The 12,608-nt window shown below is 36.9% G+C and carries 9 protein-coding genes and 1 pseudogene; 4 read left to right on the forward strand and 6 right to left on the reverse strand.

Annotation, left to right across the window (positions count from 1 at the left end):
• The first annotated feature begins 728 nt into the window (after positions 1-728).
• From WKU26_RS01125 to WKU26_RS01140, 4 genes and pseudogenes are all read left to right on the forward strand, one after another.
• A complete protein-coding gene (locus WKU26_RS01125; RefSeq protein WP_340320581.1) occupies positions 729-1,028 on the forward strand; it encodes a glutaredoxin-related protein in 300 nt (99 codons plus the stop codon).
• A 386-nt stretch (positions 1,029-1,414) separates the two neighbouring features.
• A complete protein-coding gene (locus WKU26_RS01130; protein ID WP_340320582.1) occupies positions 1,415-1,981 on the forward strand; it encodes a YdeI/OmpD-associated family protein in 567 nt (188 codons plus the stop codon).
• A gap of 261 nt (positions 1,982-2,242) precedes the next feature.
• Positions 2,243-3,532 (forward strand): MATE family efflux transporter, encoded by a 1,290-nt coding sequence (locus WKU26_RS01135; protein WP_340320583.1) that lies wholly within the window; start codon positions 2,243-2,245, stop codon positions 3,530-3,532.
• A 24-nt stretch (positions 3,533-3,556) separates the two neighbouring features.
• Positions 3,557-3,739, forward strand: a pseudogene (locus WKU26_RS01140) (CatB-related O-acetyltransferase); the annotation flags it as partial.
• 368 nt (positions 3,740-4,107) lie between these two features.
• Here WKU26_RS01140 and WKU26_RS01145 read toward each other — a convergent pair.
• The 6 genes from WKU26_RS01145 to WKU26_RS01170 form a co-directional block, all read right to left on the reverse strand.
• The gene (locus WKU26_RS01145; protein WP_340320584.1) at positions 4,108-4,986 is read right to left on the reverse strand and encodes a hypothetical protein; all 879 of its coding nucleotides are present in this window, start codon (positions 4,984-4,986) and stop codon (positions 4,108-4,110) included.
• A gap of 17 nt (positions 4,987-5,003) precedes the next feature.
• Positions 5,004-8,666: an ATP-binding protein gene (locus WKU26_RS01150; RefSeq protein WP_340320585.1), complete on the reverse strand. Its 3,663-nt coding sequence runs from the start codon at positions 8,664-8,666 to the stop codon at positions 5,004-5,006.
• Positions 8,650-9,201, reverse strand: a complete 552-nt coding sequence (locus WKU26_RS01155) for a condensin complex protein MksE (RefSeq protein ID WP_235327567.1) — start codon at positions 9,199-9,201, stop codon at positions 8,650-8,652. The genes WKU26_RS01150 and WKU26_RS01155 overlap by 17 nt, the downstream gene beginning before the upstream one ends.
• Before the next feature lie 69 nt (positions 9,202-9,270).
• Positions 9,271-10,467 carry a hypothetical protein gene (locus WKU26_RS01160; protein ID WP_340320586.1) on the reverse strand — a complete coding sequence of 399 codons (1,197 nt, stop codon included), beginning with the start codon at positions 10,465-10,467 and terminating at the stop codon, positions 9,271-9,273.
• Positions 10,468-10,512: 45 nt separating this feature from the next.
• A complete protein-coding gene (locus WKU26_RS01165) occupies positions 10,513-12,006 on the reverse strand; it encodes a type II toxin-antitoxin system HipA family toxin (protein ID WP_340320587.1) in 1,494 nt (497 codons plus the stop codon).
• Between the two features lie 8 nt (positions 12,007-12,014).
• On the reverse strand, positions 12,015-12,323 hold the full coding sequence (locus tag WKU26_RS01170) for a helix-turn-helix domain-containing protein (protein ID WP_340320588.1): 309 nt from the start codon (positions 12,321-12,323) through the stop codon (positions 12,015-12,017).
• Positions 12,324-12,608 lie beyond the last annotated feature (285 nt).

Genomic DNA, 12,608 nt, shown 5'->3' on the forward strand with positions numbered 1-12,608 from the left:
GTTAGAAAAAGACAGTTTAAAATGGCAGCAAGCTGGATAATTTTGTTATGTAATTTACAGAACAGAGAATCGAATTTTTGCCATAATTTGGATCAAAAAATTATCAGCTGTACCAATATTAGCAATACACAAAAACAATCGTAAGAAAGGCTTAAAACTAGCTAAATTAAAAAGTTATTCTCCAGCAGCTACAGTCGTTTTATCATATTAAGAGCAATAGAAAACCAATACAGACTTGGATCTTTTTTAATTAAAAGTCCCCAATATATCATATACGACTGAAACAATTTATATGGGGGTGTCCAACAAAATTATACAACAGGATAACCTCAAGAAATAGATTTTTTATTGTATACTATACCTATCAAAAATATGATTAGAACAAAATAACAATGTACAAGAAAACAGGGCTTAAAGTAGCAAACAAATAAACTTGAACGCCCCAAATGTAAGTATAGTATGGAAAGGATAATAGTATATAACAAAAAACTTTTTTAAGATGCATTAAAACCATACTTTTATTCTAAATTGACATAATCAAAATCCAAACAATAACCTCATCATTTCATCAATTCATCAAAAAACAATTGTATCACATAACGTAGAATTGTATAAAAAAGCAATAAGCACTTTTATATTTAAACGACATTTCATACTTTTGAGATACATCTTTTGTTTTTCACTATTAATGCCCAGCACAATAGTAATAATTTATAACAATATACGTCATGATTAAAATTTATAGTATGAATACTTGTCCGGACTGTATTTATGTTGAAGAACAGATACAGGGAGACGACAGATATGAGATTATAGACATAGGTTCGCATATAAAACATTTAAAGGAATTTCTAAGAATCCGTGATAATAGCCCTGTTTTTAATGAAGCGAAAAAAGTTGGAGCTGCAGGCATTCCATGCTTTGTTCTAGAAGATGGCTCTGTTACACTCATACCAGAAGAAGCCGGACTTGCTTCAAGACCAATAACAGAAGGAGTATCATGTAATATAGACGGAAGTGGTTGCTGATATAAACTATATTTTGAGACATCTAACCTATCATATAATAAAGTTTAAATGTGAAATCTGCTTATTATATGATAGGTTGTACCAATAATGACCGTTAATCACAAATTGGCCTTTAGATAATAATTGGTAGTTCATATGGTTTGCTATCTTTCTCTTTCAGGAATCGTGTATATTGGAGATACAATATAATGCAATGATGATGAATATGGTATGCTTATATGCCACTTGTTTTATGGGGAAAATTTCACCAATGAGGATTTAAAAAGATGTAATCCTAGCAAAGTACTCAACGATATTGAGAAATTATTGGAATATCTTTTTTAAGCCATCCAATGAACATTAAAGATATTTCCGTATTTTTGAAATACAAATCAAAATGGCCAACAATGGAAATTCATAATTTATTGGATGTAAAATCAAGAACCGAGCTGCGTGAATGGCTAATACAGAACCATAAAACGGAAAAAGAATGCTGGGTAGTTGTGAAACGTGGAAGACCTACAGATAACAATACATTCTGGTATATCGATGCTGTAGAAGAAGCCCTATGTTTCGGCTGGATAGACAGTACCACTAAGAAAATAGCAGATGATGTAACAGCCCAGAAACTTTGTCCACGAAAGCCTAAAAGCAATTGGTCCGAGCTCAATAAAGAAAGATGCCGCAGAATGGAACGATTAGGACTGATGACAGATGCAGGAAGGGCCGTTCTACCTGATATGTCACCTAATGGTTTTATCATAGACAAGAATATATTACACAGACTACAATCCGACCCAGTAGTGTGGAACAACTTCTGCCAATTCCCTGATTTATATAAACGAATCAGAATTGATACTATCCAAATTAAAAAGAATCAGCCTGAACTTTTTGAAAGTCGCCTGAACAAATTCATAGAAAATACCCGAAAAGGACTTCTTTACGGAGAATGGAATGACAACGGAAGATTATAAAAATACAGGAAAGCATTAACCTATTTCTATTTTTATTACCTTTGTATCTAGGATATTAAAAACAAAGATTGTTCAACCTATGAAATGGCAATTGTGCATATAGCTACGCATAATGAATAGCATTTTCAATTCAAGCTATTAATATACAGGCTTATAATACAGGTCTGTACTTCTTTATTTTGCCATTATATCAAATAATTACTTTACAAATAAGTTATGTCACCAGTTGACAGAACTTGTTGTATTTTATCATGTTGAACAATGAATTATACATATAAAAACATATGGCTCATCAACTTTCCGGTTATGATGAGCATCCTTATCGAACAACTTATTAATATAACTGACGCTATCTTCTTAGGTCATGTTGGTGAAATAGAATTGGGGGCATCTGCACTTGCCGGAATCTGGTATCTTGCCATTTATATGCTCGGTTTCGGATTCAGTATAGGTTTACAAGTTGTCATTGCACGGCGTAATGGCGAGCAGCAATATTCAGAAACAGGTAGGACATTCTTTCAGGGATTGTTTTTTCTGTCGGGTTTAGCAGTTCTACTGTGCGCTATTTCTAAAATATTCTCTCCCATGATTCTGAGCAATCTGATTGCATCTGAGAAGGTATATTCTGCTGTTATAGACTATTTGGACTGGCGCATTTGGGGATTGATGTTTTCATTTCCATTTCTTGCATTGCGATCTTTTCTGGTCGGTATCACATTTACAAAGCCCTTGAACAAAGCAGCCTTCACTGCAGTATTAGTGAATATACCTTGTAATTGGCTTCTCATATTTTATTTCGATATGGGAATAGCAGGTGCTGCAATAGCATCTTCATTTGCAGAATTGTGCTCATTGATAATATTGTCTATCTATGTTTTACGAGAAATGGACAGAAAGGTTTATGGTCTGAACTGGCAGTTTAATAAAAACATATTCCATCATGTCTGCCGTGTTTCTATCTGGAGCATGTTCAATCCGTTTATTGGTGTAGCCTCATGGTTTGCCTTCTTCGTAGCCATTGAACATTTGGGCGAGTTGGAACTGGCAGCGACAAATGTCATACGCAGCATATCCACCTTGTTTTTTGTTATTGTCAATTCATTGGCAGCAACTACCGGCTCATTGGTAAGTAATCTGTTGGGAGCAGGACAAAAGAATCAGATTTTCCCGTTATGTAACCGGGTTATCCGTTTGGGATATGCTGTGGGATTCCCACTTATTATCTTTTCTATAATCTGTTTCAATCCACTTTTTAATATTTACTCGGATAATGAGAGCCTGATGCAAATAGCACAGCTGCCATTTACAGTAGCTTTGTTGAATTATGCTTTTGCCTTACCTGGTTATGTATATATGAATGCTGTCACAGGGACAGGTGCCACACGTACAACCTTCATTTTTCAGACTGTAACCATTATAGCCTACCAGATTTATTTATGGACGATAAGCAATTTAAGCTCCTCCCTGTCTGTATATTGGACTGCAGAATATTTATATGTGATATTGCTTGAAGTGCTTTCCATTATCTATCTTAAATGCAAGAACTATTAATCGTTTGAATAGTGATGAAAAAAAATATATCCTCGTACAGGAAATACACAGACTGTTTATCTAAATACTGTTGTAAAAGACCTGTCTATTGAAGTCGGCAATTATACGATCTATAATGATTTTGCATCCAATCCACTACTTTTTGAACAGAATAATGTACTATATCATTCTCTAATCAACCATGAGCGATTGATAATAAGTAGATATTCTGGTTACCCCTATTCCCACGTTAATATTGGTATGCGAATATCCAAATATACAGGCATCAATCCTACTAATGGTACACAACTCACATCTTGTAGGTAAATGATAGGTAACCGCCACGATATAGAGTTTGCTATGCTTTTCTTGATATTTTTGCAGATAGAGTCAAAAAGTCTCGCATATCCGATGAACTCCTGCACCTGCAAAAACCTCTCCGCAAACTTAATCTAACGGAAGTCATTCATATCTTTCTACACAAAATACTCGTAATTCGGGCTGATATGTGATCCCAATATAGTCAGAACAAAATCAGCACCATTGATGCGAAATATATAGAGAATTATTAGAAACCAAATTGATTTGCAATTTAATTAGTATGTACAATTTTCAATGTAACCTTCCTGTTCATACACCCTACAATAGTGATGAATCATTTCAACCAACCCATTCAAACGTGAATCTATAATCTTCAGATTTTTATATCTAAGATATTGAGTGTCATACAGTCCCGTATTTCCGGATTTCAACCTTTCTTCAATATCTTCGGGAATAAGGAAACTCGCTCTGTCGCCCAGAAATTTATAAAACTCTGACTGATATATACATATACCTGCCAGATCAAAATCTCCAAAATGTATATATCTATTAGGAATCTTAATAAGCCATTCCCGTAAATCTGCCGACTGGGGGTATCGGGAAACGAACAGAACTTTATTATCTCCAAACAGATGCTTCTGACTCCGTATACGACAGAAATTCTCACCATTCTCCACTCCCACTACTGTCACGTCTGACGGTATATGAAATTCATCTGGCTTTTGTATGAAAACAGCACTTCCTTCAGGAGGGGATATAATAAACTCACTATTCCCTATTCTTGCATGAACAGGTTCGTAACAGTTCACAAGAAAACCTCTGAAAGTGCGAAGCTTTACTGTCTTGGAGTCGCCGGTTTCCTGTACAAGCATACTGCGCTGCAGGTCTTTGTTTTCGCCGGAAAAGATTTCAATCCATCTTTCGAGAGATGTGCCGAATGTATAATTATCTGAAATATATCTGCCGAATGCCACTGTATCTGTAAGCCGATAGGAAACTCTGCTGCCATTAGTTATTCCGGTTATAAGGCCCTCTATCCTTAATTCATCAACTATCCATCGCGGAAGTGAGCTTGAAGGAAGAGTTCTTCCTTCAAGCATATAAAGTAATTTTTTCGCAACAGATATTGTAAATCGTTTTTTATTTATTTCCATATTGTTACAAGTCATTTTTATTTTCGTGTAAGCAATGGCACTACCCGTGTATTGCTTTTCGCATCTTTGCTTAGCAGATAAGTATATTTATAATCTTCAACATTATAAGTGGTAGGCGAACTGTTGATAAGTAATATGTTGCGGCAATTGGCAAATTCAAGTATGCCTTTCACATTATTGGGATGCAACTTACCGATTTCATCCATCATACAATGCACCTTGAAATCCCCGAATTTTCTTGATACTTTTTCCTTGAAGACATTGATAAGCATGATGTTTACCATTGCTTTAACCAGTATGTCTGTGCCGTCGGAACCTACATTCGCTATTTTCTCTACCCAGCCTGTGTCATTATCATTTTCGATAATACGGAACTGCAGGTTAAAGGTGTCAGAAACGACAAGATTCTTTCTGGAAGGCTCATCCTTCAGCAGTTTACTGAATGCATTAAGATATTTTACAGCCTTGAGATTAACGTTCTCACGCGAATCCTGCGAGAATAGGTCCATTTCACCCATGTTGAAGGTATTCTCATCATTGAAATTCTTTATTTCTATAAGAAGCTGCATAAGTTTGTCGTTACTCTGCAATGGTCTGAGTTCGATACTGCGGATAACTCCTGCAAAATTACGCTTAATAAAATCGTCATTTATGTCTTTAATGGTCTTATTAATAAGACTTTCGCTTTGGGTAAGTTCTCCTGTTTCCTTTGATATGCGTCTTATTATGTTTACGTATCTTTCACTTATGCGGTTCTGATATTCGGTAATTTTATTGTTTTCCACAAACTCACATAAATTGGATGCAAAATCCATGTAATCTGAATCACACGACAATGACTGAGGAAAGCTGAAGGTATTTCTTTCAGTAAAATTACTGTTAAACAGATTTACCGATCTTTTGAAATTTTCAGTATCCTTGCCAAGAGAAACTATCAGACTTTTCAGTTCTTCCACTATCTTACCGCAAGGTTTATTGGTAGGAAGTTCTTCGGGAGTGTACGACTCCGGAGGACAGAAGCCTTCATCTTTGCGGAAATTCTCAAGAACGCAAAGATCGTTCTTAATGGCATCACGTTCGGCCGACTTTTCGTTTATACTGTTTTTTACATTTTCATACTGACCGGTGAGCTTGTTTTTCCGCAACGCATATTTTTCTGCAAGCTCATCCAGATGCATTTCATTGTTCTTCTTTTTATCGCGCAACTCCGGCTCATGGTCAAACAGTTCTCTCTTGTCTTTTTCATAATTCCACACAAACGATTGTTTTTGCGATATATAATCCAACTCAGATTTTATTGTATCAATTTTTGATTTATAGGAATTTATAACCGATGTGTCAGCTCCCTTACCGTTCAACTCCTCATTCTGCAACTTGCAGAGTTCTTTTTTCCTGTTATCCGCATCCATACGCCGGTCGGACAGTTCCTTGTGTGCGGCATGTTTCTCAATATCAACAGCACTGCGTTCTTTCTTTTCCGCCTTTCTCTGTTCCTCATAAATCTGAAGAATCCGCTTTTCTCTCTCCTGTTTCAGAAGTTCCTCATTATTACAACATTTTTGCCTTTCCTTTTCTTTGCCTCCTATAAGTGTTTCTATCTCATCGAGCCTGTTTCTTTTCCACTCAGATTCTTTACGTTCCCATGAAGCTTGTTCCGCCTTTATATTCTTAATCTGAAGAGGATATTGCTGTAACTGAATTTCAATAAGATGCCTCTCAGCCGATATGGCTGAAATCTGTTTTCTGTACTTATTCTTTATCTCTTCAGTACGCTTCGTTTTTTCTTCATTCAGAAGGCTTATTTTTCTCGTATATTCATCTCTTCCGGAAGATTTGGCCTTAAATTCAGCTTTAAGCTGTTCCGGTGAGCGTAACTCACGCTGTACCTCAGCTAAATTAATTTTTACACCATAGAAAGAACTTCCCTCATCGGTTGAAAGTTCGGGAGAAAGATTCTGATTGTAGAGTATAAGTTTTTCATCGGCAATCTTACCTATACTTTCCTGCCATCCTGGCTTGTTCTTGTCGAGCCATTCGCAGAAAGAGCCTTTGCTGCTGTTTATCAGCACATCCAATGATTCTATTTCTGCGTCCAACTGTTTTCTGCAGCGTAAAATCTCATCTATTTTCGCGTCAGACTCTTTTTCAACTGCCATAGTTTCCGCTTCCGACTTCTGTCTGAGACGGTCGCACTCCAATTTCAGACGGTCAACTTTCACGGCAGTATCCTTTTCTTCGGAAGATATGTTTCTCAACCGTTCCTCACAGTCACGTATCTCATCCTTGAAATGAGCTGTACACTCAACCCTCGTTTTCTGTTGTTTCAGGTTGGATATTTCTTCCAGAAGCTGCTCCTTGCTGTCGGCAAGTGTTTTAAGTTTCTCTTCATAAACAGAGCGTACTTCATCTGTCTGACCGTTGGTTTTCTTTGTCAATTCGGCAATTCTTTTACCAAGTTCGTTTTCAAGACATAATACCCTTTTGTTGATTTCATTCTCAAATCTTGCAAGATCGGCATCAATGCTCTGTTCCATCAAAGAGTATTTGCTTATTACATCCCGGTATGTACTCGTGAGTTCATTATACACTTTGTTCAGAGACTCCAGCTCGTATTTCAGTGCCGGTTCTCTATTAACTCTTGATATAACCTCATCAATGTGTTCCTGTTCATAATATTTACGTTTTTCCCTTATCTTCTTAAGGTCAGATTCTATACTGCCGCTTAACTTTAAAAGTTTGTCGCGTTCACTGTCAAACTTGGATTTTTCTTCCCCAAGTAAACGTGTAAACCGTTCGGCTTCCTCTTTAAGTAGCAGAAGCTGTTCTTCCAGTTCTGGGAGCTTCAGGCCTGCCACCCTTTCAGAATAATTGAGGTGCTGTCTTCCGTTTTTAATCTGCTTTTCAGCAAGCAGAAGCATTCTGTAATTCTTTATTACCGTATCGGCCTGTTTTCTTACAGGTACCACTCCATTCTTATCCTGCTTTATCCACAACATTACATCAGAATATTCCTGTTCGAAAGTCTCTATCTGGTTCCGGTAATAACTCAGATCAACAACAAACTCATTATCATCCATTGACTGTATAATGGTATCCTTTATAAAATCGGCATCAAGCTTTGAGTTAAGGAATACATTCTGAATTGTACGCGGTATATTCTGATATCGTGAACTCTCTACAATGGCATACTTACGGAACTGAAGCAAATCCGGCTTTCTGTTGTTGCCGAATATTATATCACGAAACATATCATAGCCTGTAACCAGCGATGACACGCTTGCACCCGATTCCGACACTCTTGTACGAATCACACTCCAGTCGGCCGAAACCTCATTTTTACCGTCAACAAACCACTCCTTACTGTATGGCGCATCAATAAACCGGAAGGCGGCCCTACCCATCGACTTCGTTACAACTACTGTATAAACACCGTTCTCGCGCATAACTTCATAAACTATATATGAGTTGGCAAAAGGGAGATAGAAAGAATCAAAATTCTTCTTTTCTTTCGGTATGCCCAATCTGAGTTTGTCTGCATTATAGAAAAACAAGACAGCACGTAAAAGGGTACTTTTACCTACTCCCTGGGTACCAATAAAATGTACATTGCCATCCAACTTGACTTCGGCATACGGCACATGTGCGCTGTTCAGAAATATTACCTTATTGAGATATCTCATCGTTCATTTCCTCCGATATTGTTATGCAGTCCACCAAATCCTCCATATAGTGAAATGCCGTTAATACTTTATAAGTGTTATCATGTTCGTTCTCGAGTTCTATCATTCCTGCCTTTTCAAGTTCAGAAACAAGTTTCTCCACAACCTCATTATATTTCTTCTTATCCTGAAACAGTTTGGAAGCCTTATCCTTCAGCTCAATCTGGCAACTTATCTGAACTTCTATGTCTGCCGGACGGAACTTAAACCCAGGACCAAATGTAGCGTCATACGTTTTAAGGAAACTTAGGTAGTCTATCCACTTCATAACTGCTTCAAGCTTGCGTTCAAGGTCGACTTTCGCCTCCTGGCGGGTGAACATATAATATCCGTCACCACCTTCGAGATAAAAACCAATGCCTTTATAATATTCGTAATAATCTGTCAAATCCTCTTCTATGGCATCATAATACCGTTTTATTGCAGGAGAAACACTATTTGCAGAAATAAATCCGCCCTTACTCAATATATTGAATATTTCTTCTGTATATTTCATGCTTATTCTGATTATGTAATTATTGGGAAGTATCTGTAATTATTGGGAAGTATCTGTAATTATTTGGAGTCATCTGGAATATATCAAAGGATATTCCACGTTATGGCTTGTTTCATACTTGTCGGTGAAATTCAGTCCTTCGGCATACTGCGACGCTATCTGGCAGAAAGACAGGATTTTGTCGTCAGTGCTCAGTTTCTTATGATAATTATAGCTCATTACAAACTTAAACAGGTGACTGCTTGATGCCGAGAAAGCATTATAAATTTCCTGTAAGTTTATCTGGTCAAGAACTTCACCTTCTGTTTTCATATATTCCTGAGGTATAGCATCGGCCATATTCTTCGGACCTTTAGCCAGGTTCTTCCTTTTGGATATGATTTTTCTTATTATCTCCAACGCCACTGCAGAAGTACGCAGATTATCTACCGAAAGTTTTATTCTGTAATTGGTCTGAGGCTCCATCCACACAGGATTTCTCATACTGACAACCTGACGTATATCAGTTTTTTCGTCTAAAAGGAACTGGTCACGGAGGTATTTCAAGCGGCGGACTTTCTCGAATATCCTGTTCTGATAAGCTATAAGATTCAGGTAATGAATAATCTGCTTCTCTATCTCAATGAGATTATGATAGGAATCATTAAGCTGAAGTTTCACGTCATTCACCGCTATACGCATTTGAGTGTCCATGGCAACTCTGAAAAAGACAGGTTGAGTGTTGTCTATTATATCTTCACTCCTGTTGATGAGAAGTGCTATGTTCTTACGTTTTTCATCAAGATTCTTCAATTTTGAGAGCTTTACACGATAGTTTGGTTCGTTCTTGTAAGTATTGTCAATGTTGCGTTTCAAGTCTATTACATTACGCACTGTTATCATTGCAATATTTTTCAGACACCTTCTTACTTCTTTGTGATAATTATATTTCCGCTGCTCATTATCTTCTTTAAGATAATAATCAATATTCTCATTCAGTCGTCCCAGATAATCATCCACAAACGAAACATTTATATTCTCATTGACTTGTAAAACATCCTCGAAGAATTTAAGATACACATCCTCCATTTCAAGGAAATTTCCGCTATCTCTTATTATTCCGTAGTCAATAAGATATTTTATTCTTTCTTCTTTATATTCAGTAAGTTCGAGTGCATAATCATATTTCAAGGAAGTTGAAGCTCTTTTCTGAAACATCTGTTTCAACAAAAGTTTCTCTCTTTCAAGTACACGCAAAAGCTCATCAATAGATTTAAAGGTATTCATAGTTCAAGTATTATAAGAATTATTACTGAAAAGATGGCTACTAATTTAATGAATAAAATACTTTTCAACAATATCCTTGAGCTGATCCGATGACAGGTTTGCTATACCCATTGATTCAATAAGTGAAAACTCTTCTTTATTCTTACCAATAATAAACTTACGTTCATGACCGTCTATTTCAGCAAGCAAATGGAAATTTCCCTTATATGCCTGCTCCATACGGATATTCTTTATAGTATGTCCGTTTATGACAAATTCGCATATTTCAGGAGCCATTTCCTCTAACTCTCCCCATGATTTCAGACGGTCAAATATAGTGTTTTCGACACGTCCTATCCACTGTTCCGCAACACCATATTTAGTGGCAACCGTACGAAATTGTTTTATGGCATTAACTATATCACGTATTATTGCATCAGGCCTACGTATTCCATTATCTTTAGCAAATTGAATAACATCATCCCGTGTTATATCCCTAAGTTTTGCCCTAATATACATGCAATGATCTTCATTTGGCAAGAATCCTCCATTGTCAAATATATAAGTTACATCGTATGCAGGAGACAGACGCCAAGTACCGTCCTCACTCATAACGAATGAAAAATTCTTATTGTGATCATCTGTATTGTTTGCCAATACATTAAAGACCATCCTGCGGAATACCTCATAACAGTCTGTTTCCGGCAGATGGAGCTTCCGGCATACTGTAATCAATTGTTCGTAACTGTCCGCATCGGGGCTAATTGCGGCCAAAGTTTGTGTATGAATCTTTTTCCCATTATTACGGTCAAAGCGTTTTGTCATGAAATGATTATTTCCGTCCACCTGATAGAGTTTTGAAGGCATCATATTTATCCCTGCCATTGTAGCAAGTTCATAGTAAGACATCTCCAATTCTGCCGAACTATATTGCGAATTACCAAATTTGACCAGATAGTAATCAAACTCCTCTAATCCGGAAATCTGCCCGCTACGAACCTCACCATTCTTTCGATTAATGGCAACAATGGCTTTAGGTTGACGACCACCGGCTGAAGTACCAACCGTAAGTAATGACTGCATTGTTACCGACTCTTCAGGCAGGATTCTGGCATTTTCTCTTTCTGAGAATATACGCTCTGCTAAATTTGCCAATGATTTGATATCTATTTTTTCAGCCTTACGCTCTCTTGAAACCTCAGGCAAGAATTCCAAAGCTCCCATTCCACGCTTTCCTATAAATGAGAGTTTGTCAAGAGGAGTAATATCTGCGTTTGACAAGTGATTCTGCTGGCGCCATAATTCAAAAAGTTGATTACCCCATGAGTCAGGCAATGAATCTGCTAAAAATGCCGGTAATTTTTGATAAATCTTGGCCTCTTCTCCCCATACAGGCATAAGTCCTCTCACTCCATCAACCGGTGCAGCTAATGGAGAAATATTAAGACCTTTCTTCAAGAAGGCCGGATTATACATAAAATAGGACAACCTGCGTCTGGCATCCCATGCCAATCTACCAATTTCCTCACCCCAAAGTATTACTTTTAACGACTGTACCATAATTTATGCTATTTAGAGTGTCTGACACGCTGTGCCTTTTTATCATCCCTACGCATCAGGTAAGGAGATTCAGGCAACTCCGGAAGAAGATTGTCTATAGTGTTAATCTGACCGACCACTTTCAACAACACAATAAATGTTGACAATGAAATATTGCCAGCTGTACCATTCTCGAATTTGTGGATGGTTGTAAGTCCAATACCGGATTGCTCAGAAACATCTTTCTGAGTGAGATTGCAACGAATTCTATATTCTTTAAATCTGTTGCCTAATAGCCTTACAAGCTCAGGCGTGGAGTATTCATAGAAATCTACCATATAAGCCGTATTTATATATCATTATAATGATAGTTACATATATTTTTAAGCATTAATCTTCACTATTATAAAGATTATAAATACAAAACTATGTAATTTCTGAGAATAAAACTAATTTTTCTTAGAAAACTTATCGTCAAATCATAGTGATTGATTATAAATCCTATATTTTGTATTTGTTCCATATCCAATTTCGCTATTTCCCTCATGAAGTTTTGATTGCAAAAGAAATGGCTTATCAACCACGCATAGACATGGAGATAAGCCAACTTTTAATTACGACGT

Origin of the sequence: Phocaeicola sp. HCN-40430 (assembly GCF_037890285.1) — a bacterium.
Taxonomy (GTDB): Bacteria; Bacteroidota; Bacteroidia; order Bacteroidales; family Bacteroidaceae; genus Phocaeicola; species Phocaeicola acetigenes.